Raw genomic sequence first — 20,632 nt, forward strand, 5'->3', positions numbered from 1 at the left:
GGAGAATCCGATGCGAATGTGGTTTTTGAGTGCTGGCCTGGCCTTGATGTGCATGGCCCAGAACGCAGCGGCGGGTACAGTCCTGATCGTTGGCGATAGTATCAGTGCCGGTTTCGGCCTGGATACCAGCAAAGGGTGGGTCGCTTTGCTGGAGCAACGGCTCAAGAGCGAAGGTTTCGACGATAAAGTGGTCAACGCTTCCATCAGCGGCGACACCAGTGCCGGAGGCCTCGCGCGGCTGCCGGCGGCGCTTGCAGAGCATAAGCCGGACGTGGTGGTGATCGAGTTGGGTGGCAATGACGGCCTGCGCGGTCAGCCGCCGGCGCAATTGCAACAAAATCTTGCTTCGATGATTGACCACTCCAAGGCGATTGGCGCCAAGGTGCTGTTGCTGGGCATGCAACTGCCGCCCAATTACGGCCCGCGCTACACCAACGCGTTTGCCGAAGTCTACGGCAGCCTCGCCAAGGAAAAAGCCGTGCCGCTGGTGCCGTTTTTCCTTGAAGGCATCGGCGGTCACCCGGAGTTGATGCAGGCCGACGGCCTGCACCCGGCGGTCGGTGCCCAGGCCAAGTTGCTGGAAAATGTCTGGCCGACGCTAAAACCGCTGTTATGACGCTTTTCTACCGGCAGGCTTTCGGCTAAGGTGGCGCCCCCCCGATCTGGAGCCCCCGATGTCACGCCCTGCCTGGTCCCTGTTCAACTACCAACTGATCGAGCCTGACGAGCAGCTGGATCTGTTCGCCTGCCAGGAAGTCCGGGTACATCTGGTGGCACGGCAATTGGAGCTGGGCGGCACGATCGACCGCACGCTGTGCGGCACCTTGCTGCCGGCTCAGCCCCGTTGGTCATCGGTGGACCGTGCGATTTTCCAGGACCAACGGCTGTGCCCGTTGTGTCGGGCGATCCTCGAATCCCAGAAGCGCGGCACACCGCTGATCTGGCCGGAGCTGCGCTTCGAGTAGAAGCGGGGCGGATTGATGCTCCCTGCGTGCTTCACGTATACAATCAGTTTTTTCCCTACCCGTCGTTCTGCGAAGGATTTTCCGGATGTTGTCGCGCCTTTCCGTCGTCACTTGCTGCCTGTCTCTTGCTGCCCTTTGCGCGGCCGGTCCTGCATTAGCCCTGCAATTGCCGTTGCCGCCACCGGGTGAAGACATCGTGGGCCAGGTCCAGGTGATCAAGGCCAAGTACGAAGACACCTTTGCCGACCTGGGCACCACCTACGACCTGGGGTATTCGGAGATGGTCGCGGCCAACCCGGGCGTGGATGCCTGGCTGCCGGGCGCGGGCACCGAGATCGTGCTGCCGACGCGTTTCATCCTGCCGCCGGGGCCACGGGAAGGCATCGTGATCAACCTGGCCGAGTACCGCCTCTACTACTATCCGAAGGGGCAGAACGTCGTCTATACCTTCCCGCTGGGGATTGGCCGTGAGGGTTGGGGCTCGCCGATTGCCCATACCAGCATCATTGCCAAGACGCCGAACCCGACCTGGACACCACCCGCGTCGATCAAGGCCGAGCACGCCGCCAATGGTGATCCGCTGCCCAACGTGGTGCCGGCCGGGCCGAACAACCCGCTGGGGCCCTTCAAGTTCACCCTGGGCACGCCGGGTTACCTGATCCACGGCTCCAACATGAAATTTGGTATCGGTACGCGTACCAGTCACGGCTGTTTCCGCATGTTCAATAACAACGTGCTGGAAATGGCCGGCATGGTGCCAGTGGGCACGTCGGTGCGCATCATCAACGACGCCTACAAGTTCGGTAGCGCTGGCGGCAAGGTCTATCTTGAGGCGCATACACCACTGAATGACGACGGTACGCCGTCGGTGGTCGACAAGCACACGGCGGTAATCAACGCCTTGCTCAAGCGCGAAGACATGGCCAATAACCTGCGGGTCAACTGGGATCAGGTCCGTGATGTGGTCGCCGCGGAAGATGGTTTGCCGACTGAGATCGGCGTGCCCGGTGGCGCATCCGTCGCTGCAAGCGCACCGATCGATCTGCAACAGTAAACTGGCTGGATCCACAGCCCGCCACGGCCTTGCGCTGCGGCGGGCTTTTTATTGCCTGGGATTCAGGGCTGAAATCCGGGCAATAAAAAAGCCGACCCATAAATGGATCGGCTTGATAACAACCCCGAAGGATTATTACTTGCGGCTAGCTTTTTCAAGCATGCGCAGTGCGCGCTCGTTAGCTTCGTCAGCAGTCTGTTGTGCTTTTTGAGCAGCAGCCAGAGCTTCATCAGCTTTACGGTAGGCTTCGTCTGCACGAGCCTGGGAGCGAGCTGCTGCGTCTTCAGTTGCAGTCAGACGAGCTTCGGTTTCTTTGGAGACGCTGCTGCAACCGGTAGCCAGAACTGCGGCCAGAGCCAGAGCAGAGAATTTCAGAACGTTGTTCATCGTGTTCCCCTTCAAGGACTTTCTATTAAATGGCTACTTTCTCCGAGTGAGCTAATAGCCGGCGTACATACTACCCATTACTTGTAGTAAGTAAACTGACGTAGCGCAAGAAGCAAAAAAAATTCTCGCGCCGAATCTATTTTGGCTAGTCTTTTGGAAGGTTTGTATAAAAACTGTTCAATTTTTTTCAATCCAATGACCATGTGAGCCCGGCTGAGAGGTCCGGCCCGCATGCGTTGGTTCGGCTAAGCCGGTATAGACTTATATATCGATGTTGATTCTTTTGTTCAGCTGGCCGTAACCCGGCCTGGCATCTTTTGCGCATGTAGAGGTGACTTTAAGAGCGCCTGTTCGTCTCAAGCTTCAACTGCCGGCAATGTTCAGGCGTTCGATCACCGGTTGATCGATGCCCTTTCTATAACCGCCAGCCGTTGGGGATGACGAGAGCGCCTTGAGCAATGACAGGATTGGTGCCTACTATCTCACTGCGTGCTGGTTGTGAGCGCCAGAGGTTTCTCGTTGTCGAAACCGGCACGGGGTGGCGTAGATGTTCCTTCGCCGGAAAAACATCGGTAAGGTAGGGGTCAGAATCCAAGACCCGCGAGGAGTAGTGATGAGCGAGGCGTTGTCCATCCACCATGACCAGGCAGGTCATCAGTTCGAGACCAATGTGGACGGTCATCGTGCCTACCTGACCTACATGGACCTCGGTAAGCAGACCCTGGACATTTATCGGACCTTCGTGCCCAACGCACTGCGCGGCCGTGGGATTGCCGCGGCGCTGACCGAGGAAGCCCTGAAGTTTGCCGAAGAGTCCGGCTATACAGTGATACCGTCCTGCTCCTATGTCGAACGCTACATGGAGCGCCATCAGCGCCATGCCGCGAAGCTGTAAGGCATAAAACACCAGCATGAAAAACGCCGGGCTTAGCCCGGCGTTTTTGTGTGCGCAATCCAGGTTCAGTTGCGTTTGCGGGTCGGCAAGACGTCCTTGAGCTTGGCATGCATGCTGCGCAGAGTGTTTTCAGTAGCCGCCCAGTCAATGCAGGCATCGGTGATCGACACACCGTACTGCAAGTCGGCGAGGTCTTTTGGAATCGCCTGGCAACCCCAGTTCAGGTGGCTCTCGACCATCAGGCCGATGATCGACTGGTTGCCTTCGAGGATCTGGTTGGCGACGTTTTCCATCACCAGCGGCTGCAGGGCCGGGTCCTTGTTGGAGTTGGCGTGGCTGCAGTCGACCATGATGTTCGGTTTGATCTTGGCCTTGTTCAGTGCCTGCTCGCACAGCGCAACGCTGACCGAATCATAGTTGGGCTTGCCGTTGCCGCCGCGCAACACCACGTGACCATAGGCGTTGCCCTTGGTGGTGACGATGGACACGCCACCTTCCTGGTTGATCCCCAGGAAACGATGCGGGCTGGAAACCGATTGCAGCGCGTTGATCGCCACGGTCAGGCCGCCGTCGGTGCCGTTCTTGAAGCCCACGGCCGACGACAGGCCGGACGCCATTTCGCGGTGGGTCTGGGATTCGGTGGTACGTGCGCCGATGGCCGACCAACTGATCAAGTCCTGCAGGTACTGCGGGGAGATCGGGTCCAGTGCTTCGGTGGCGGTGGGCAGGCCCATTTCAGCCAGGTCGAGCAGCAACTGGCGACCGATGTGCAAGCCGTCCTGGATCTTGAACGAGTCGTCCAGATACGGGTCGTTGATCAAGCCTTTCCAGCCAACGGTGGTACGCGGTTTCTCGAAATAGACGCGCATCACCAGATACAGGGTGTCGGACACTTCCGCCGCCAGCACCTTGAGGCGTTCGGCGTACTCGTGGGCAGCCTTGAGGTCGTGGATCGAGCAAGGCCCGATGACGACGAAGAGGCGGTGGTCGGTGCCGTCGAGAATGTCACGGATGACTTCGCGGCCCTTGGTGACGGTCTGCAAGGCAGCGTCGCTCAGGGGGATTTCGCGCTTGAGCTGATCGGGCGTGATCAGGGTCTCGTTGGATTCAACGTTTAGGTCATTGATCGGTAAATCAGCCATCGTGTTACTCGTCAGGGTCACGGGTGCCGGCCGCCAGCCATCCCCGTGCGGCGGAGCACAGCATGATTTGAATGCAGGGGGGAGGAACCTTAGCGCGTAATACGGGCCCGCGACAATGGGCAAAGCCCGCTTTAATCCAGTGCTGGCGCCACAAAGGCCTCGTGGGAGAACTCGACGGCATGACGCGACACCCACTCGCGGGCCAGCGCCTCGAATTGCTGGGGTGTTGGTTCGGCATCTTCGTGCTGGCGGCAGTAGCGCTCTATCCGGCATGCTTGTTCACCCATTCGTGCACCGAACAGTGCATGTTCGTCGGTAAACGCGATGCCGATGCGGTAACCGTCTTCCACCTTGCGGCACCATGCCACATAGCCTGGATAACGGGCGCTGGGCCCCAGGGATGGGATATGCAGGTCAACCGCCGTACCTTGGCGCCAGGCACGCGGCCAATGGCAGGCGATGCCACCCAGGCCGTGAGTAAGCAGGCGTTGACGAGGGATGGCGGGAGAGGGGCGTTGGATTAACTCGACGGCGACATCATCAGGGTGAGGTAAAAAACGACCCATGTACACGGACTCCGAACACCGTCCAGTTGACGGCGGTGGCAGCAGTATAGTGAAGGAACTGGAATTGACCGACCTGGATATTGACCAGCAATTGCTGGGATTGCCAGGCCTTTCGCTCGTCATATTCACCAGTGCCGGTTGTTCCAGTTGCCGCTGGGCGCGCCTGCAGTTGCCGGGCTGGCGATTGCCGGTGGACCGGGTGTGCTGGGTCGATGCCGGACACAACGGTGGTGCGGTCGAACGCTACCAGATCTTTCATTTGCCCGCGTTGTTCCTGGTGTGCGAGGGTCAATTCCTTGGGCAACTACAGACGCGCCTGACACCGTCTGACCTTGCCAGCGCCATTGACCACGCACTTACCCGCACTCCAGAGGATTTGCCATGACCGTACAATCCCCACGCATTGGCATCATCGGCACCGGCGCCATCGGTGGCTTCTACGGCGTGATGCTGGCGCGTGCCGGCTTCGATGTGCACTTTCTGTTGCGCAGCGAATACGCTGCTGTCAGCCAGCATGGCCTGCGTCTGAACAGCACAGTGCATGGTGCATTGCACCTGCACCCGGTCCAGGCCTATGCCAATGCCGCCGACATGCCGCCCTGCGATTGGCTGCTGGTGGGCACCAAATCCACCGGCAACGTTGACCTGGCGCCGACTATTGCCCAGGTCGCGGCGCCGGATGCCAAGGTGGTGCTGCTGCAAAACGGCCTGGACGTCGAAGACAGTCTGCGCGAGCACCTGCCGGCGTCACTGCACCTGCTCGGCGGCTTGTGTTATATCGGCGTGCACCGCTCCGGGCCCGGGGTTGTCGAGCACCAGGCCCTGGGCCGGGTCAACCTGGGTTATCACAGCGGTACCGCCGCCAATGATGAGGCACGCCAGAAAGCCATTGTCGAAGCCGGCGCCGCGTTGTTTCATAAGGCGGGCATCGAGTCCCAGGCCATGGCCAATGTGCATCAGGCCCGCTGGCATAAACTGGTGTGGAACGTGCCGTTCAACGGCCTCTCGGTGCTGTTGGGCACGGGCACCACGGCCATGATGGCGGATGAATCCAGCCGCGAGTTGATCCGCGCGCTGATGGCGGAAGTGGTGCAGGGCGCCCATGCCTGCGGCCATGAGATTGCCGCCAGCTATGCCGAGCAGATGTTCGCCATGACCGAAACCATGGACGACTATTTGCCCAGCATGTACCACGATCATGTGCACAAGCGCCCGCTGGAACTGGCGGCGATCTATGCCCGGCCACTGGCTGCCGCCAAGGCGGCCGGTTGTGAGTTGCCGCGAATGCAGGCGCTCTACCAGGCCTTGAGTTTTATCGATCGGCGCAACCGCTGAGCAGGGGAGAACAGGATGGCGAAGGGATTGGGCGACAAACTGGTGCTGGCGATCTCTTCGCGGGCACTGTTCGACCTGAGCGACAGCCATAAGGTCTATCTGGCCCAAGGGGTCGAGGCCTACCGCAAATATCAGATCGAACACGAGGACGAACCCCTCGAGCCCGGCGACGCCTTTGCATTGGTCAAGAAGCTGCTGAGCCTCAACGCCAGCCTCGGTCGTGCGCGGGTCGAAGTGGTGTTGGTTTCCCGCAATAGTGCCGACACTGGCCTTCGGGTGTTCAATTCGATCCAGCACTATGGTCTGGATATTTCCCGCGCCGCTTTCGTCGGCGGGCGTAGTCCTTATCCTTATTTGGCCGCCTTTGGTTGTCATCTGTTTCTTTCGACCCATGCTGAAGACGTGCGCAGTGCACTCGATGCCGGTTTTGCTGCGGCGACGATTTTGTCGGGCGGCGCACGACGGGCGTCGAGTGATGAACTGCGCATTGCCTTCGACGGTGATGCAGTGCTGTTTTCCGATGAGTCGGAGCGTGTATATCAGGCTGGCGGCCTGGAAGCGTTCCAGGCCAACGAGCGTGAGTCGGCGCGTCAGCCTTTGCACGGGGGGCCTTTCAAGGGCTTTTTGGCGGCGCTCAATTTGTTGCAGCGTGAGTTCCCGGACGAGTCCTGCCCGATCCGCACGGCGCTGGTCACCGCCCGTTCGGCACCGTCCCATGAGCGGGTGATTCGTACCTTGCGTGAGTGGGATATTCGTCTGGACGAGTCGTTGTTTCTTGGTGGGCTGGAGAAATCCGCGTTCCTGGAGGCGTTTGCCGCCGATGTTTTTTTCGATGACCAGGCCGGTCATTGCGAGAAAGCCAGGGAGGTGGTGGCCACCGGGCATGTGCCCCATGGCATCAGTAATGAGGTGAGGGTTCAGTCCGGGAGCTAAGCCAGTCGAAGTCGTTGATGCGCTGCTAAGCTCATTCAATCTCCGCCATCCTGGCAGTCCAGGAGGTTCTATGATTCGTTCGATGCTGTACGCCACGGACCTCGGTCTGTATGCGCCCTATGTGATGCAACATGCACTGGCGCTGGCGCGAACGTTCAAGGCGGATCTGTATGTGATTCACGTGGTCGAGCCCATCGGGCTGTTCGCCGAATCGGTGTTGCAGAGCTACCTTGATGAGCAGGCCCTGAGCGAGTGGCAAAGCCAGGGCCTGACCACAGTGATGGCGACGATCGAACAGCGGGTGCTGGACAGTTTTCGCGAGGAACTGGGAGACGGCGAGCAAGACCTGAAATTGATCCGCCTGGTCCGGGTGATCCAGGGGGACCCGTGCGAGGTGATACTCGACCAGTTGCGCAAACTTTCCGTGGATCTGCTGATCGTAGGTAGTCACAGCCATGCAACCGCGACGGCCACCCCGCTTGGGCGGACTGCCGCGCGGGTGCTGCAACTGTCTACGGTGCCGGTTTACCTGGTGCCCTCGTTACAACGTCGACGCAGTGATGACGTGTGATGGTTAGATGTCGATAAAAAGTTCTAGATTTATCCATCAAACCTTTAATATAGTTATATACCGTCGCTGATACCCGTGGCGTCTATCTGCTTTGAGGGATACATATGAAGCTTCAACAACTGCGCTACATCTGGGAAGTGGCGCACCACGACCTCAACGTTTCCGCTACTGCTCAAAGCCTTTACACCTCGCAACCTGGTATCAGCAAGCAGATCCGCCTGCTCGAAGACGAGTTGGGCGTTGAAGTATTCGCCCGCAGCGGCAAGCACCTGACCCGTGTAACCCCGGCCGGTGAGCGCATCATCACAACTGCCGGCGAGATCCTGCGCAAAGTCGAAAGCATCAAGCAGATCGCCCAGGAATTCTCCAACGAGAAGAAGGGCACGCTGTCCATCGCAACCACGCACACCCAGGCACGTTATGCGCTGCCGCCGGTGATCCGTGATTTCATCAAGCAATACCCGGACGTGGCGCTGCACATGCACCAGGGTTCGCCGATGCAGATCGCCGAGATGGCCGCTGACGGCACCGTCGATTTTGCCATCGCCACCGAAGCCCTGGAGCTGTTCGGTGACCTGGTGATGATGCCGTGCTACCGCTGGAACCGTTGCGTGGTGGTGCCGCAGGGTCACCCGCTGGCCAAGCTGCCGAAGTTGACCCTGGAAGCCCTGGCTGAATACCCGATCGTGACTTACGTGTTCGGTTTCACCGGCCGTTCCAAGCTCGACGAGGCTTTCAGCCACCGTGGCCTCACGCCCAAAGTGGTGTTCACTGCGGCCGACGCCGACGTGATCAAGACTTACGTGCGCCTGGGCCTGGGCGTGGGTATCGTCGCCAAGATGGCGGTCGACACCAACCTGGATAAAGACCTGGTTGTGCTTGATGCCAGCGAGCTGTTCGAGTCCAGCGTGACCAAGATCGGCTTCCGTCGTGGCACCTTCCTGCGGGGTTTCATGTGCGACTTCATCGAGAAGTTCGCGCCGCACCTGACCCGCGAAGTCATGGCCAAGGCGATCCAGTGCCACAACAAGCAGGAACTGGAAGAGCTGTTCGAAGGTGTTGAACTGCCCGTCCACTGAAACCGCAAGGGGGAGGGGGCCGCTTCGCAGCACAGCGGCAAGCTCCCTCGCCACATCAAACTTGTCGCCTGATGTGGCTTATTTAACCTCGGTAACCACAAACAGTTGCCGAGCGCCCGCTACCAGAATCTCCACCTCATCGCCTTCGAACTTGCCCAGCAGGCTTTTGCCCAGCGGCGAGCGCGGGGTGATGACGGTCACCGGCTGCCCCACCACGTCCACTTTCAAACCCGCCGCGTCCGGCGCCAGGAACAGCCATTGCTGGCGACCGTTCTCGTCTTCCAGGCCCAGTAGCGTGCCGACTTCAATACCCCGCTGATCATCGTACCCGCGCAGTTGCAGGTTTTGGCACAGGGTCAGTGCCTGCTTGATCTCTTCGACACGCTTGGCTTGTCCGGCCGCCAGGTAGGACGCTTCCAGCCCCAGGGTGTCGTATTTGTTCTCGGCGATGTTTTCTTCGTGGGTCGCGGTTTCGTAGGCGGTTTGCGCAGCACGTCTGGCGATGTCGAGATCGACGTTGAGCTTTTCCAGGATCAAGTGGTGGACGGCGTGTTTATTCATGGTCATCAATCGCAGAATTGCAGGACATTGGCCCGAGACTTTTCGTTGGGGGCGTTCTGGTCCTGTTGCAGCCAGAACTGGCATTTGGGGTTGGACAGGTTGCGCGCATTGTTACGGGCCTGATCCAGGGTTTGCTGCTGTTCCTGCTTGTGCAGGTTCTGTTGATACTGTTCGAACATGCGATTCGGCGGTTCAGGCGCCACCACTGCAGGCTTGCCCAATTGCTCGACCGCTTGTGCCACTGGCGCCAGGCTCTGCGGGAACAGATAGCGCGACGCCAGCCAGGCGGTCAACGCAATGGCGATAAACCCCAGCCAGACGCCAAACGCGATGGCGGCACTGAGCTTGAACAGCGACAACGGACGATCAGACATGGCGGCCTCCTGGCAGGCATTTGCGGCGTGGCGGCGATTGTCGCACAGCCACTGTGCAGAATAATCGCGATCAAGCCTTCTGCATCGGCGCATTTATGCGGACAATCGAGCCTTTAAGCGTTGGAGCCCGGAATGAAAGCCCGCTGGGATATTTTTTGCAGCGTCGTCGACAACTACGGCGACATCGGCGTGACCTGGCGCCTGGCCCGGCAACTGGTGGCGGAGCACGGCTGTGATGTGCGTCTTTGGGTCGATGACTTGCGTGCCTTCGAGCGCATGTGCCCCGAGATTGATGTGCAACGCGATCAGCAATCCCAGGCAGGCGTCGAAGTGCGCCATTGGCCGGCCGAGTGGACGGGCGCGACGGCGGCGGATGTGGTGATTGCCGCGTTCGCGTGCCAATTGCCGCCCGACTATATGGAAGCCATGGCTGAGCGTGAGCGCCCGCCGTTATGGATGAACCTGGATTACCTGAGTGCCGAAGACTGGGTGGTGGGTTGCCATCGCTTGCCTTCGGTGAAGTTCAAGGGCGTGCAGAAGTACTTCTTCTTTCCCGGCTTCCGCCCTGGTACGGGAGGCTTGCTGCGTGAAGCTGGATTACTGGAGCAGCGTCGGGCGTTTCAGCAGGACACCGCTGCGCAGCATCAATTCCTACATGATATGGGGATTGTTCCAGTTGCGGGCGCACGCCTGATCTCGCTGTTTGCCTACGAAAACGCCGGGCTCGCCGCTTGGCTGGACGTGTTATCGACGGGTGGGCATGCCACTCATCTATTGGTGCCGGAAGGGCGCATCCTCGGCGATGTGCAGCGTTGGCTGGGGGCCGAGGGCCTGGCGGTGGGCGACGTCCATCAGCGCGATGCCCTGACGGTGCAGGTGCTGCCGTTCGTCCGTCAGGCGCAATACGACCGCCTGCTGTGGTGCTGCGATTTCAACGCGGTGCGCGGCGAAGACTCGTTCGTGCGTGCCCAATGGGCCGGCCGGCCGTTGTTGTGGCACATCTATCGGCAGGACGAAGACATTCATTTGGACAAGCTCGATGCCTTCCTGGAACTGTACACCGCCGCATTATCACCGGCCGCCCGGGCCGCGTTGATCGCGTTGTGGCAGGCCTGGAACACGGATGGCGACATGGCGCTGTGCTGGAAAATGCTTGCGGAGCATTGGCCCGAGCTCAACCAGCATGCCGAATCCTGGTGTCTGGAACAGGCCTTGCAGGCCGATCTTGCGACGGCGCTGGTACAGTTTTATGAAAGTTGGATATGATACGCCACCTTGAATTTTGTAAATCCCATCCAAATTTCGGATATATGCAATGAAAACTGGTAAAGAACTGAAACCCGGTACAGTGATCCGTCTCGAAAACGACCCTTGGCTGGTTCAGAAAGCTGAGTTCACCAAGTCTGGTCGTAACAGCGCAATCATGAAGACCAAGCTGAAGAACCTGCTGACCGGTTACAAGACCGAGATCGTTTACAGCGCCGACGACAAACTGGACGACGTGATCCTCGACCGCAAAGAAGCGACCCTGTCCTTCATCAGCGGCGACACCTACACGTTCATGGACACCACTGACTACACCATGTACGAGCTGAACGCTGAAGACATCGAAGCCGTTCTGCCGTTCGTGGAAGAAGGCATGACCGACGTTTGCGAAGCAATCTTCTTCGAAGACCGTCTGGTTTCCGTAGAGCTGCCGACCACCATCGTGCGTAAAGTTGCCTACACCGAAGGTTCCGCTCGCGGCGACACTTCGGGCAAGGTCATGAAGCCGGCCAAGCTGGCTAACGGTACCGAGCTGCAAGTAGCCGATTTCATCGAAATCGACGACCTGATCGAGATCGACACCCGCGAAGGCGGTTCGTACAAAGGTCGCGCCAAGAAGTAATTCTGGCCCCGCCGATACGAAAAAAACCCGACTCTGAGTCGGGTTTTTTTATGGGCGCCGTTTAGGTCAGACGGTGACGTGCAGGCGCACATCCACATTGCCACGGGTGGCGTTGGAGTACGGGCACACCTGGTGGGCGGCGTCGACCAGGCTTTGCGCATCGTCCTGATCCAGGCCTGGCAGGCTGATGTGCAGGTCGATGTCCAAGCCAAAACCACCGGGGATTTGACCGATGCCCACATGGGCCGTGATCGAAGCGTCATCCGGAATTTTGCGTTTGGTCTGGCTGGCGACGAATTTCAGTGCACCGATAAAGCACGCCGAGTAGCCGGCCGCGAACAGTTGCTCAGGGTTGGTCGCCTGGCCACCGGCACCGCCCAATTCCTTGGGGGTGGAGAGTTTGACGTCGAGGATATTGTCGCTGGAAACCGCACGACCATCACGGCCGCCGGTGGCGGTGGCTACTGCGGTGTAGAGAGTTTGCATGGTGTCGTCCTCTTGGTTTAATTGCGCAAAATGTTTGCGCGCTAATTAGTTGGTGAGGCGAATGTATAGCGCTAATGTTTTGCGCGCAAGATAAATTTGCAAATTATTTCCAGAAACCACGGGAACCCAATGTGCGTTTACAAGCGGGCTTGCTCGCGAATGCGGCCTGCCAGCTACTCATCAAGTGACTGACCCACCGCATTCGCGAGCAAGCCCGCTCCCACACAAGGCAGCTTCCACATTTGGCTGCTGGGTGGCTGGTCTACAGTGTCAGACGTTGGCTTGCAGGTTGCTGCGCAGCGCAATCAGATCAGCCTGCAATTTGCGCAACTGCGCCAACTCCAGGCCGCTGGCACCGAGGATGCACTGCGGAATGCCCATGGCTTTCTGCTGCAAAGCGCGCCCGGCGTCGGTCAGTTCCACCACCACCACCCGTTCATCCTCACGGCTGCGTGTGCGGCTCAGCAATCCCTCGGCTTCCAGGCGCTTGAGCAGCGGCGTGAGGGAGCCCGGATCAGTCAGCAGGCGGCTGCTGATTTCGCCGACGGTCAATCCATCCTCTTCCCACAGCACCATCATGGCCAGGTATTGCGGATAGGTCAGGCCAAGGGCTTGCAGCATTGGCTTGTAAACCTTGGTCATCAGCAGCGAGGTGGAGTGCAGGGCGAAGCACAGCTGGTTATCCAGCAGCAGGGATTCGCACGGGGCGGGATTTTTGCTCATGGCGGTGCCTTAAAAAAACATGTCTGGGCTGGAATCTAGCGGGCGAATGTTTAATGCGCCAGATAATTCTGCCCAGGCAGTCAGATCAAGCCGCTTTGCAGTGCCAGGTCCCAGGGCGGCACCGGGCTGAAACGGGTTTTCAGGTATTCCAGCAATAATCGGCTGCGCGCGTTGGGCTGTTGTTCCAGGCGCAGCGCATAGATCCCGGTGGTCTCCGGGCTCGGCAAGCCGCCTTCACAAAACAGCGGTACGAGTTCGCCGCGCACCAGATATTCGCTGGCCAGCCAGGTGGGCAGGTGTGCGATGCCCAATCCGGCCAGGGCACCGGAGAGCAGGGCTTCGGCATTGTTCGCACTCATGCGGATGCGCTGCGGGCGATAGGTCGCGCGGCGCCCATCCAGCTCGAAACGCCAGGCGAATATGGGGGCCAGGCCATCCCAGTCGAGCCCGTCATGGTCACTCAATTCGCGGGGGTGGGTCGGCGTACCGCGGTTTTTCAGGTAGGCCGGGCTGGCACAGGCGATACGTACGATACTGGCGAGGGGCGTGGCGATCAGCCGGGTGTCGACGATATGCCCGGCACGCAGCACCAGGTCGACCTTGCCCAAGTGCGCACCCTGCATGTCCACAAAGCTGTCGATCAGGTGCAGGTGCACATCCAGCCCGGGGTACACATTCAGGAAGTCCGCAATCACCGGCGCCAGATGCCGACGCCCAAACGCCGCCGGCGCATCCACCCGAATCAGGCCTTCCGGTGCATGGCTCAGGGACACCGCTTCGGCCCGGGCCAGTTGCAACTCGCTGACAATCCGCCGCGCCCGCTCGGCAAACGCCAGGCCCGCCGGGGTGGGCACCACGGCGTGGGTGCTGCGCTGGAACAGGCGGCTGCCCACCGAGCTTTCCAGGCTGTCGATACGCCGCGCCACCGCCGAGGGCGTCAATGGATGGCGGCGTGCGGCGGCGGAGAAGCTGCCGGTCTCCAGCACATCGAGAAACAGGCTCAGTTGGTCAGTCAGGATATTTGGGTTCATGGCGAGTGCTTATGCGAGATCGGCACAGCCATTGTGCGTTGCTGTGCGTTTCCGTGCCATAGCCGACTGCGTAGCATGGAGGTCTTGGGATTGTGGAGTGGCGAGCGGTGTTGGATTTAGCGATGTACCTGGTATTGGGCGTGGCCTTGGGCACCGTGGGTGGTCTGTTCGGCATTGGTGGCGGGCTGATTGCCATCCCGGTGCTGGGGGTGTTTTTCGGCCTGGACCAGCAGATCGCCCAAGGCACGGCTTTGGTGATGGTGGTACCCAACGTGATGCTGGCGCTGTGGCGGTACCATCAACGCAACCGCATTCAACTGCGCCATGCGCTACCGCTGGGGATCATGGGGTTCAGCTTTGCGTGGCTGGGTTCGATCTGGGCGGTGGGCCTGGATGCCGGGGCGATGCGCCTCGGTTTTATCGCCTTCCTGTTGGCACTGTCGGCCTACAACCTGTTGCGCATGTTCACACGCAACGCGCCGCCGAGTGCCGAGATGCGCTACGGCTGGCCATGGCTCGGTGTCCTGGGCGCGGCGTCCGGGTCCATGGGCGGTCTGTTTGGTGTGGGCGGCGCGGTGATTGCGACGCCTGTGTTGACTAGCCTGTTCGGCACTTCCCAGGTCGTCGCCCAGGGGTTGTCCCTGGCCCTGGCATTGCCCAGCACCGGCGTGACCCTGGTGACCTACGCCTGGCACCAGGAGGTGGATTGGCTGATCGGCGTGCCTCTGGCGGTGGGGGGGCTGCTCAGCATCAGTTGGGGGGTGAAAGTCGCCCACGCCATGCCGGAACGGCTGCTGCGCGGGCTGTTCTGCGGTTTCCTGGTGGTGTGTGCGGTGATGTTGATGTTTAAAGTTTGAAACCTTCGATGATGTACTCGGCCAGGCATTCGGTGATGGGCGAGGCCATCAGCGGGTTACGCAGCAAGTGCAGATTCATCGACGGCAAGGGTGGGAATCCTTCTTCGTTGCCGAGCACGCGAAGGTCTTCGGTCACCAGGCTTTCCATGCTGATCATCACCGCCAGGCCGGCGCTGACCACGGCCTGGATCGCCGCGCCATTGGTGCTGTGGTAGGCCAGGCGATAATCGCGCCCGGCGACTTCCAGGGCGGAGCGGGCCCATTGGGTGTACAGGCAATCGCCGCCGGAAACCGCCAGGGGCAAGGTGTCGTGCTCATCCGTGCAAAAGCAGGGTGCGGCGGCCCAGACCATACGTTCGGTGCGCAGCAGTTCCCCCATTTCATTACCCGGCTCGCGGCTGATCACGGTCAATGCCAGGTCCCGGCGCTGCATCAGCACCGTCGACGATTCGCAGTGCATTTCGATCTGGATCAGCGGATAGGCCTTGGAAAACGGCTTGAGAATCCCCGGCAGGAAGCGCATCACGTAGTCGTCCGGTGTGCCGATGCGCACCAGTCCGACCATATGCGGCTCGCGCAGGGTGTTGAACACCTCGCTGTGCAGCTTGAGGATGCGTCGCGCATAACCTAGCAGCACTTGGCCCTCCGGCGTCAGCCGCACCTGCCGGCCATCGCGCTCGAACAGCTTGCGCTGCAACACGTCTTCTTCGAGGCGCTTCATTTGCATGCTCACCGCCGACTGGGTGCGGTTTACGTGCTCGCCGGCACGGGTGAATCCACCCTGCTCGGCGATGGCGACGAAGGTGCGTAGCACTTCAGTGTCGATGCTTGGGTAGGCGGACAATTGATCAATCTCTGAGATGTATTGCATAAGAAACATTCGTTGGATTGATCATAAGGCCGGGCACACACTTGCGCCATCCCCAAGGGAGGGCGAGAAGATGAAAGGTCAAAAAGGTTTTGTGCTGATGGCAAAGCGACCCTTTTGCGGTGTGCTGAACGCACTGCACCGTTGGCAGGAACGCCAGGTATTGGCGAGTTTGAGCGATGACGCGCTCAAGGACATTGGTCTCAGTCGCGCCGACGTTGAGCACGAGCGCCGTCTGCACGACTGGCAAGACCCGCTGCGAAAATGACCGTGGATGCAGTAGGGTAAGGGGGCGCCCACACGGAGAGTCCCATGCCCGCCGACCTATCGTTTTCACTCAAGCAAGCTCGACGCATGGCACTGGCCGCCCAGGGATTTTCCGGGCGCCAGGCGCCTGCACAGATCAAGCCCGCGCACCTCAACCGCTTGATCGAGCGCCTCGGTGTGTTACAGATCGATTCGGTCAACGCCGTGGTGCGCTCCCATTACCTGCCGCTGTTCTCCCGCTTGGGCAGTTACTCCCCGTCGCTGCTTGAGCAAGCGGCCTGGAGCCAGGGGCGCCGCCGTTCACTCTTTGAATACTGGGGGCATGAGGCCTCGCTGCTGCCGATGGCGCTGTATCCGTTGTTGCGCTGGCGCATGCAGCGGGCGCAGCAAGGGCAGGGGATTTACGCGCAGATGGCGCGTTTCGGGCGGGAGCAACAGGCGATCATCCAGCGCGTGCTCAAGACGGTCGAACAGCAGGGCGCCGTCGGCGCGGGCAGCTTGTCCACCCGCGAAGAGCGCGCTGGCCCATGGTGGGACTGGAGTGACGAAAAGCACGCGCTGGAATGGCTGTTCGCCGCCGGGCTGGTCACGGTTGCCGGTCGGCGCGGGTTTGAGCGTCTCTATGATTTGCCGGAGCGCGTCATTCCCGGCGAGATCCTGCAAGCGACTGTCGGCGAAGCCGAAGCCCAGCGCGGCTTGCTGCTGCACAGCGCCACCGCACTCGGTGTGGGCACCGAAAAAGACCTGCGCGATTACTTCCGCCTGGACCCCGCCGACAGCCGCCATCGTCTGGCCGAACTGGTGGAAGACGGCCATTTGCTCGTCTGCCAGGTGCAGGGCTGGAAACAACCAGCGTACTGCCTGCCCGAGTCGAAAGTACCCGGCAAGCTCTCGGCCAGTGCTTTGCTGTCGCCGTTCGACTCGCTGATCTGGGAGCGCAGCCGCACCGAGCGGCTGTTCGATTTCCGTTATCGATTGGAGATTTACACGCCCCAGCAGAAGCGGGTGTACGGCTACTACGTGCTGCCGTTTTTGCACAACGAACGGATTGCTGCGCGTGTTGACCTGCGTGCCGAACGCGCCAATGGTCGGCTGGCGGTGCATGCGGTGCATGAAGAAGAGCCGGGGCTGGATGAGCAGGGGATGTTGGCGCTGGCGCTGAACTTGCGGCAGATGGCGGATTGGCTGGGGCTGGAGCGGGTGCAGTTGAATTGCCAGCGGGCGAGTGCGGTGCGGTTGAGGGCGGCAATGATCAGTATAGGTGTCGGCCTCTAGGGCCTCTTCGCGGGCAAGCCCGCTCCCACAGTTGAGCGTGTTCACAAATCAAAATGTGGGAGCGCGCGAGCCTGCGAAGGCGTCAGCCCAGGCAACTAAAATCTCAGCGCTTGACCTGCTTCAAGGTCTCGGCAATCAAAAACGCCAACTCCAACGACTGGTCCGCATTCATCCGCGGATCACAGTGGGTGTGATAACGGTCCGACAACCCATCTTCGGTAATCGGCCGTGCACCGCCGATGCATTCGGTGACGTTCTGCCCGGTCATCTCGATATGAATCCCGCCGGCATAAGTGCCCTCGGCCTGATGCACCTGGAAGAACTCCTTCACTTCGCCAAGGATCTGCGCAAAGTCGCGGGTCTTGTAGCCGCTGCTGGCCTTGATGGTGTTGCCGTGCATCGGGTCGGAACTCCACAGCACCTGCTTGCCCTCGCGCTGTACGGCGCGGATGAGGTTTGGCAGGTGGTCGCCGACCTTGCCGGCGCCCATGCGCGCGATCAGATTGAGGCGGCCGGGGTCGTTGTCCGGGTTGAGGATGTCGATCAGGCGGATCAGGTCGTCGGGGTTCATGCTCGGGCCGACCTTGACCCCAATCGGGTTGTTCACGCCGCGCAGGAACTCGACATGGGCGCCGTCCAGCTGGCGGGTGCGGTCGCCGATCCAGAGCATGTGGGCCGAGCAGTCGTAGTAGTCGTTGGTCAGGCTGTCGCGGCGTACGAAGGCTTGCTCGTAGTTGAGCAGCAGCGCTTCGTGGGCGGTGAAGAAGCTGGTTTCGCGCAGTTGCGGCGAACTGTCCATGCCACAGGCGCGCATGAACGCCAGGGTTTCGTCGATGCGGTCGGCCAGTTGGCTGTATTTTTCCGCCAGGGCAGAGTTGGCGATGAAGTCCAGGTTCCACTTGTGCACCTGGTGCAGGTCGGCGAAACCGCCCTGGGCAAACGCGCGCAACAAATTGAGGGTGGCGGTGGACTGGTGGTAGGACTGCAGCAGGCGGTCCGGGTCCGGCACGCGGCTTTTTTCGTCGAAGCCGATACCGTTGACGATGTCGCCCCGGTAGGCGGGCAGGGTGATGCCGTCGATGGTTTCATCGTTGGCCGAGCGCGGCTTGGCGAACTGGCCGGCCATGCGCCCGACTTTCACCACCGGGCAGCCGGCGGCGAAGGTCATCACGATGGCCATTTGCAGCAGCACCTTGAAGGTGTCGCGGATTTTCGCGGCAGAGAACTCGGCGAAGCTTTCGGCGCAGTCGCCACCCTGCAGCAGGAAGGCGCGGCCCTGGGTCACTTCGGCAAACTGACGGCGCAACTCGCGGGCTTCCCCGGCAAACACCAGCGGCGGGTAGCTGGCCAGGTTCTGCTCCACTTGCAGCAAGTGTGCAGCGTCCGGGTACTGGGGTTGTTGCTGGATCGGCAGGGCGCGCCAGCTGTCGGGGCTCCAGGGTTGGCTCATCTTGAACTCGATTGGCTGATTGACGTTGGGCGCCAATGTTATCAGCAATTAGTGCGTGACCTGTTGCCGCCGGTTGGCCGACAATCGCGCCTTTGCCGTGTAGCCAAGCCTTTAGGAGTAGTGATGAGCGAGGAGCGTGTCGAGCGCCTGCTGGCCGAAGTCCATGATGATTTCGGCATGATCCGTGTGCTCGAAGTGGCCGATTACCGGTTTCTCGAATTTGGCGACGCCATTGAGCAAAGCTGCGTGTTCACGGCCGACCCGAGCTGGCTGGAATACGACTACACCCGCGCAATGCTGATTGGCGCGTTGTGCCATGAACAGCCGGAGAGTGCGCTGTTCCTTGGTTTGGGCGCGGGTACGCTGACCCAGGCATGTCTCAAGTTCTTACCGCTGGAAGATGTGGAAGCCATCGAGCTGCGCCCCGATGTGCCGCGTCTGGCCATCGAGTACCTGGGGCTGGACGACGATCCGCGCCTGTACATCCGCATTGGCGACGCTTTGCAACTGCTGGAAACCGCTGAGTCGGCCGATCTGATTTTCGTCGACCTGTATACCGATGTCGGCCCCGGCGTCGGACACCTGGCCTGGACCTTCCTGGAAAATTGCCAGAAGAAGCTCAACCCTGGCGGCTGGCTGGTGATCAACCAGTGGGCCACCGATGATGGCAAGCCGCTGGGCGCGGCATTGTTGCGTGGCTTGTACCACCGGCATTATTGGGAACTGCCGGTGAAGGAGGGCAATGTGATTTTGCTGGTGCCTTCGGAGTTGGACCAGCTATTGGACATGCAGGCGCTGTCGGCCCGTGCCGAGGCCCTGGCGCCGCGGTTGGGGTACTCGTTGCAGGCGTTGATCAAGGCGATCCGGCCGGCGACTTAGGTGTGTGTGCCGACGCCTTCGCGGGCAAGCCCGCTCCCACATTCAACCGCATTCCAAAGGATGTCCGCGGTTAAGTGTGGGGGCGGGCTTGCCCGCGAAGAGGCCATCACTGTCGGCAACTAAATACCTTTAAACACCCCGGGCCGCTTCTCGATCATCGCTTTCACACCTTCCTTGGCATCTTCGCTGTTGAGCAGTTTATCCACCATCGGCGGCAACGCCTGCGCCGCCACGGCTTCGCCTTCCATCCGCGCCAGGCGTGCCGACATCAATGTCGCCTGTACACCCAGTGGCGCCTGGCGCGCAATGCGATTGGCCAACTCGATGGCGCGTGGCAGCAAGTCTTCGCTGGCCATCACTTCCTGCACCAGGCCCAGGCGCAACGCTTCATGGGCGTCGAACTCATCCCCGGTGAGCAACCAGCGCATCGCGTTGCCCCAACCGGCGATCTGCGGGAAGCGCAATGTCGCGCCGCCAAACGGAAAGATCCCACGCTGTACTTCCATCTGCGCAAAGCGCGTATTGCTTGCGCACAGGTTGATGTCGGCCGCCAACATCAGCTCGATCCCGATAGTCAGGCAGTAACCCTGGGCGGCAACGATCACGGGTTTGCCCACCCGTGGGCCGGCGAACACGCCCCAGGGATCACATCCCCCCAGCGGCGGTTGCCAGCCGCCAGCCATCACCGCGCTGACATTCGCCAGGTCGAGGCCGGCGGTGAAGTGGTCGCCGTGGGCAAACACCACGGCGACCCGCGCATCGTCATTTCGATCAAATTCGCCATAAGCCAGGCTCAGCTCGTTGAGCAAATCCAGGTCAAAGGCGTTGCGTTTCGCCACCCGATCCAGGCCCAAGAGCAAGACATGGCCCTGGAGTGCACGGCTGACGCGACTGCTGCTGGCTTGATTCATCGGGTGTGCCCTCGGGCGCAAGCTAGGTTTCGGACCAAAGGGTCTTGGTGGTTGGGTGAACCGTTTAAGCGTTATGACCAGCAGGGCCGGGCCTTTGAAAAATAGACCCTGTGGGAGTTATCTGCAAAGACTGTG

General features: G+C 60.6%; 26 protein-coding genes. 15 read left to right on the plus strand and 11 right to left on the minus strand.

Translation table 11 applies throughout. The features are described from left to right. Positions 1 to 10 precede the first annotated feature (10 nt). The 3 genes from IB241_RS12725 to IB241_RS12735 all read left to right on the plus strand — a co-directional run bounded on the left by IB241_RS12725 (position 11) and on the right by IB241_RS12735 (position 2,019). Positions 11 to 616 carry an arylesterase gene (locus tag IB241_RS12725; protein WP_192298732.1) on the plus strand — a complete coding sequence of 202 codons (606 nt, stop codon included), beginning with the start codon at positions 11 to 13 and terminating at the stop codon, positions 614 to 616. Between the two features lie 58 nt (positions 617 to 674). Continuing rightward, positions 675 to 965, plus strand: coding sequence for a hypothetical protein (locus IB241_RS12730; protein WP_192298733.1), 291 nt, complete (start codon positions 675 to 677; stop codon positions 963 to 965). An 85-nt stretch (positions 966 to 1,050) separates the two neighbouring features. Continuing rightward, a complete protein-coding gene (locus IB241_RS12735) occupies positions 1,051 to 2,019 on the plus strand; it encodes a L,D-transpeptidase family protein (protein WP_192298734.1) in 969 nt (322 codons plus the stop codon). Positions 2,020 to 2,154: 135 nt separating this feature from the next. Here IB241_RS12735 and oprI read toward each other — a convergent pair whose 3' ends face one another. Next, on the minus strand, positions 2,155 to 2,406 hold the full coding sequence (oprI, locus tag IB241_RS12740) for an outer membrane lipoprotei OprI (RefSeq protein WP_003172710.1): 252 nt from the start codon (positions 2,404 to 2,406) through the stop codon (positions 2,155 to 2,157). A 613-nt stretch (positions 2,407 to 3,019) separates the two neighbouring features. Between oprI and IB241_RS12745 the strand changes: the two genes are divergently transcribed. Beyond that, complete coding sequence (locus IB241_RS12745; RefSeq protein ID WP_003233387.1) at positions 3,020 to 3,301, plus strand: GNAT family N-acetyltransferase; 282 nt, start codon at positions 3,020 to 3,022, stop codon at positions 3,299 to 3,301. A gap of 65 nt (positions 3,302 to 3,366) precedes the next feature. On the opposite strand, the gene IB241_RS12750 is transcribed toward IB241_RS12745, so the two are convergent. Together IB241_RS12750 and IB241_RS12755 are read right to left on the minus strand one after the other, a co-directional pair. Continuing rightward, entirely contained in the window at positions 3,367 to 4,443 is a 1,077-nt protein-coding gene (locus IB241_RS12750) for a 3-deoxy-7-phosphoheptulonate synthase (RefSeq protein ID WP_192298735.1), read from the minus strand. Positions 4,444 to 4,574: 131 nt separating this feature from the next. Then, complete coding sequence (locus IB241_RS12755; protein ID WP_192298736.1) at positions 4,575 to 5,009, minus strand: PilZ domain-containing protein; 435 nt, start codon at positions 5,007 to 5,009, stop codon at positions 4,575 to 4,577. On the opposite strand from IB241_RS12755, the gene IB241_RS12760 reads away from it, so the two are divergent. The 5 genes from IB241_RS12760 (at position 5,008) to cysB (ending at position 8,927) form a co-directional block, all read left to right on the plus strand. Further along, entirely contained in the window at positions 5,008 to 5,394 is a 387-nt protein-coding gene (locus IB241_RS12760) for a thioredoxin (protein WP_192298737.1), read from the plus strand. The two genes, IB241_RS12755 and IB241_RS12760, sit on opposite strands and share 2 nt — an antisense overlap. After that, a complete protein-coding gene (locus IB241_RS12765; RefSeq protein WP_192298738.1) occupies positions 5,391 to 6,344 on the plus strand; it encodes a putative 2-dehydropantoate 2-reductase in 954 nt (317 codons plus the stop codon). The genes IB241_RS12760 and IB241_RS12765 overlap by 4 nt, the downstream gene beginning before the upstream one ends. 15 nt (positions 6,345 to 6,359) lie before the next feature. Next, positions 6,360 to 7,277 (plus strand): 5'-nucleotidase, encoded by a 918-nt coding sequence (locus IB241_RS12770; RefSeq protein WP_192298739.1) that lies wholly within the window; start codon positions 6,360 to 6,362, stop codon positions 7,275 to 7,277. A 70-nt stretch (positions 7,278 to 7,347) separates the two neighbouring features. Further along, positions 7,348 to 7,848: a universal stress protein gene (locus IB241_RS12775; protein WP_192298740.1), complete on the plus strand. Its 501-nt coding sequence runs from the start codon at positions 7,348 to 7,350 to the stop codon at positions 7,846 to 7,848. A gap of 104 nt (positions 7,849 to 7,952) precedes the next feature. Then, positions 7,953 to 8,927 carry an HTH-type transcriptional regulator CysB gene (cysB, locus tag IB241_RS12780; RefSeq protein ID WP_017734418.1) on the plus strand — a complete coding sequence of 325 codons (975 nt, stop codon included), beginning with the start codon at positions 7,953 to 7,955 and terminating at the stop codon, positions 8,925 to 8,927. A gap of 78 nt (positions 8,928 to 9,005) precedes the next feature. Here cysB and IB241_RS12785 read toward each other — a convergent pair whose 3' ends face one another. Both IB241_RS12785 and IB241_RS12790 read right to left on the minus strand, forming a co-directional pair. After that, positions 9,006 to 9,488, minus strand: coding sequence for a GreA/GreB family elongation factor (locus IB241_RS12785; RefSeq protein WP_192298741.1), 483 nt, complete (start codon positions 9,486 to 9,488; stop codon positions 9,006 to 9,008). A gap of 5 nt (positions 9,489 to 9,493) precedes the next feature. Beyond that, the gene (locus IB241_RS12790) at positions 9,494 to 9,862 is read right to left on the minus strand and encodes a hypothetical protein (protein ID WP_192298742.1); all 369 of its coding nucleotides are present in this window, start codon (positions 9,860 to 9,862) and stop codon (positions 9,494 to 9,496) included. 132 nt (positions 9,863 to 9,994) lie between these two features. Between IB241_RS12790 and earP the strand changes: the two genes are divergently transcribed. Beyond that, complete coding sequence (gene earP, locus IB241_RS12795) at positions 9,995 to 11,128, plus strand: elongation factor P maturation arginine rhamnosyltransferase EarP (RefSeq protein ID WP_192298743.1); 1,134 nt, start codon at positions 9,995 to 9,997, stop codon at positions 11,126 to 11,128. 49 nt (positions 11,129 to 11,177) lie between these two features. After that, positions 11,178 to 11,750, plus strand: a complete 573-nt coding sequence (locus tag IB241_RS12800; RefSeq protein ID WP_192298744.1) for an elongation factor P — start codon at positions 11,178 to 11,180, stop codon at positions 11,748 to 11,750. Positions 11,751 to 11,816: 66 nt separating this feature from the next. Here the strand turns inward: IB241_RS12800 and IB241_RS12805 are convergent, their stop codons facing one another. The 3 genes from IB241_RS12805 to IB241_RS12815 form a co-directional block, all read right to left on the minus strand. Next, on the minus strand, positions 11,817 to 12,236 hold the full coding sequence (locus IB241_RS12805) for an organic hydroperoxide resistance protein (RefSeq protein ID WP_017734413.1): 420 nt from the start codon (positions 12,234 to 12,236) through the stop codon (positions 11,817 to 11,819). A 270-nt stretch (positions 12,237 to 12,506) separates the two neighbouring features. Then, on the minus strand, positions 12,507 to 12,959 hold the full coding sequence (locus tag IB241_RS12810) for a MarR family winged helix-turn-helix transcriptional regulator (protein ID WP_192298745.1): 453 nt from the start codon (positions 12,957 to 12,959) through the stop codon (positions 12,507 to 12,509). A gap of 80 nt (positions 12,960 to 13,039) precedes the next feature. Next, on the minus strand, positions 13,040 to 13,990 hold the full coding sequence (locus IB241_RS12815; RefSeq protein WP_192298746.1) for a LysR family transcriptional regulator: 951 nt from the start codon (positions 13,988 to 13,990) through the stop codon (positions 13,040 to 13,042). A gap of 107 nt (positions 13,991 to 14,097) precedes the next feature. Here IB241_RS12815 and IB241_RS12820 point away from each other — a divergent pair, with 107 nt between their 5' ends. Beyond that, entirely contained in the window at positions 14,098 to 14,847 is a 750-nt protein-coding gene (locus IB241_RS12820) for a sulfite exporter TauE/SafE family protein (protein WP_192298747.1), read from the plus strand. Here IB241_RS12820 and IB241_RS12825 read toward each other — a convergent pair. Further along, positions 14,837 to 15,718 carry a LysR family transcriptional regulator gene (locus IB241_RS12825; RefSeq protein ID WP_192298748.1) on the minus strand — a complete coding sequence of 294 codons (882 nt, stop codon included), beginning with the start codon at positions 15,716 to 15,718 and terminating at the stop codon, positions 14,837 to 14,839. The two genes, IB241_RS12820 and IB241_RS12825, sit on opposite strands and share 11 nt — an antisense overlap. A gap of 70 nt (positions 15,719 to 15,788) precedes the next feature. On the opposite strand from IB241_RS12825, the gene IB241_RS12830 reads away from it, so the two are divergent. Further along, positions 15,789 to 15,983 (plus strand): DUF1127 domain-containing protein, encoded by a 195-nt coding sequence (locus tag IB241_RS12830; RefSeq protein ID WP_225595463.1) that lies wholly within the window; start codon positions 15,789 to 15,791, stop codon positions 15,981 to 15,983. A 44-nt stretch (positions 15,984 to 16,027) separates the two neighbouring features. Continuing rightward, a complete protein-coding gene (locus IB241_RS12835; RefSeq protein ID WP_192298750.1) occupies positions 16,028 to 17,257 on the plus strand; it encodes a winged helix-turn-helix domain-containing protein in 1,230 nt (409 codons plus the stop codon). Between the two features lie 103 nt (positions 17,258 to 17,360). On the opposite strand, the gene IB241_RS12840 is transcribed toward IB241_RS12835, so the two are convergent. Further along, positions 17,361 to 18,707, minus strand: a complete 1,347-nt coding sequence (locus IB241_RS12840) for a class II 3-deoxy-7-phosphoheptulonate synthase (RefSeq protein WP_192298751.1) — start codon at positions 18,705 to 18,707, stop codon at positions 17,361 to 17,363. A gap of 123 nt (positions 18,708 to 18,830) precedes the next feature. Here IB241_RS12840 and IB241_RS12845 point away from each other — a divergent pair, with 123 nt between their 5' ends. Then, positions 18,831 to 19,586 carry a spermidine synthase gene (locus tag IB241_RS12845; RefSeq protein ID WP_192298752.1) on the plus strand — a complete coding sequence of 252 codons (756 nt, stop codon included), beginning with the start codon at positions 18,831 to 18,833 and terminating at the stop codon, positions 19,584 to 19,586. A 119-nt stretch (positions 19,587 to 19,705) separates the two neighbouring features. Here IB241_RS12845 and IB241_RS12850 read toward each other — a convergent pair whose 3' ends face one another. Next, positions 19,706 to 20,497 (minus strand): crotonase/enoyl-CoA hydratase family protein, encoded by a 792-nt coding sequence (locus IB241_RS12850; RefSeq protein ID WP_192298753.1) that lies wholly within the window; start codon positions 20,495 to 20,497, stop codon positions 19,706 to 19,708. Positions 20,498 to 20,632: the final 135 nt, after the last annotated feature.

It is taken from the genome of Pseudomonas sp. PDM05 (assembly GCF_014851685.1).
Lineage (GTDB): Bacteria > Pseudomonadota > Gammaproteobacteria > Pseudomonadales > Pseudomonadaceae > Aquipseudomonas.

What these genes read in the sequence shown, in the direction of transcription:
- IB241_RS12800 (WP_192298744.1), top strand. Translation starts at nt 11,178, where the DNA reads ATGAAAACTGGTAAAGAACTGAAACCCGGTACAGTGATCCGTCTCGAA.
- IB241_RS12845 (WP_192298752.1), top strand. Translation starts at nt 18,831, where the DNA reads ATGAGCGAGGAGCGTGTCGAGCGCCTGCTGGCCGAAGTCCATGATGAT.
- IB241_RS12745 (WP_003233387.1), top strand. Translation starts at nt 3,020, where the DNA reads ATGAGCGAGGCGTTGTCCATCCACCATGACCAGGCAGGTCATCAGTTC.
- IB241_RS12785 (WP_192298741.1), bottom strand. Translation starts at nt 9,488, where the DNA reads ATGAATAAACACGCCGTCCACCACTTGATCCTGGAAAAGCTCAACGTC.
- oprI (WP_003172710.1), bottom strand. Translation starts at nt 2,406, where the DNA reads ATGAACAACGTTCTGAAATTCTCTGCTCTGGCTCTGGCCGCAGTTCTG.
- IB241_RS12725 (WP_192298732.1), top strand. Translation starts at nt 11, where the DNA reads ATGCGAATGTGGTTTTTGAGTGCTGGCCTGGCCTTGATGTGCATGGCC.
- IB241_RS12770 (WP_192298739.1), top strand. Translation starts at nt 6,360, where the DNA reads ATGGCGAAGGGATTGGGCGACAAACTGGTGCTGGCGATCTCTTCGCGG.
- IB241_RS12765 (WP_192298738.1), top strand. Translation starts at nt 5,391, where the DNA reads ATGACCGTACAATCCCCACGCATTGGCATCATCGGCACCGGCGCCATC.
- IB241_RS12840 (WP_192298751.1), bottom strand. Translation starts at nt 18,707, where the DNA reads ATGAGCCAACCCTGGAGCCCCGACAGCTGGCGCGCCCTGCCGATCCAG.
- IB241_RS12735 (WP_192298734.1), top strand. Translation starts at nt 1,051, where the DNA reads ATGTTGTCGCGCCTTTCCGTCGTCACTTGCTGCCTGTCTCTTGCTGCC.
- cysB (WP_017734418.1), top strand. Translation starts at nt 7,953, where the DNA reads ATGAAGCTTCAACAACTGCGCTACATCTGGGAAGTGGCGCACCACGAC.
- earP (WP_192298743.1), top strand. Translation starts at nt 9,995, where the DNA reads ATGAAAGCCCGCTGGGATATTTTTTGCAGCGTCGTCGACAACTACGGC.
- IB241_RS12760 (WP_192298737.1), top strand. Translation starts at nt 5,008, where the DNA reads ATGTACACGGACTCCGAACACCGTCCAGTTGACGGCGGTGGCAGCAGT.
- IB241_RS12850 (WP_192298753.1), bottom strand. Translation starts at nt 20,497, where the DNA reads ATGAATCAAGCCAGCAGCAGTCGCGTCAGCCGTGCACTCCAGGGCCAT.
- IB241_RS12730 (WP_192298733.1), top strand. Translation starts at nt 675, where the DNA reads ATGTCACGCCCTGCCTGGTCCCTGTTCAACTACCAACTGATCGAGCCT.
- IB241_RS12790 (WP_192298742.1), bottom strand. Translation starts at nt 9,862, where the DNA reads ATGTCTGATCGTCCGTTGTCGCTGTTCAAGCTCAGTGCCGCCATCGCG.
- IB241_RS12825 (WP_192298748.1), bottom strand. Translation starts at nt 15,718, where the DNA reads ATGCAATACATCTCAGAGATTGATCAATTGTCCGCCTACCCAAGCATC.
- IB241_RS12755 (WP_192298736.1), bottom strand. Translation starts at nt 5,009, where the DNA reads ATGGGTCGTTTTTTACCTCACCCTGATGATGTCGCCGTCGAGTTAATC.
- IB241_RS12830 (WP_225595463.1), top strand. Translation starts at nt 15,789, where the DNA reads ATGAAAGGTCAAAAAGGTTTTGTGCTGATGGCAAAGCGACCCTTTTGC.
- IB241_RS12775 (WP_192298740.1), top strand. Translation starts at nt 7,348, where the DNA reads ATGATTCGTTCGATGCTGTACGCCACGGACCTCGGTCTGTATGCGCCC.
- IB241_RS12810 (WP_192298745.1), bottom strand. Translation starts at nt 12,959, where the DNA reads ATGAGCAAAAATCCCGCCCCGTGCGAATCCCTGCTGCTGGATAACCAG.
- IB241_RS12835 (WP_192298750.1), top strand. Translation starts at nt 16,028, where the DNA reads ATGCCCGCCGACCTATCGTTTTCACTCAAGCAAGCTCGACGCATGGCA.
- IB241_RS12805 (WP_017734413.1), bottom strand. Translation starts at nt 12,236, where the DNA reads ATGCAAACTCTCTACACCGCAGTAGCCACCGCCACCGGCGGCCGTGAT.
- IB241_RS12815 (WP_192298746.1), bottom strand. Translation starts at nt 13,990, where the DNA reads ATGAACCCAAATATCCTGACTGACCAACTGAGCCTGTTTCTCGATGTG.
- IB241_RS12750 (WP_192298735.1), bottom strand. Translation starts at nt 4,443, where the DNA reads ATGGCTGATTTACCGATCAATGACCTAAACGTTGAATCCAACGAGACC.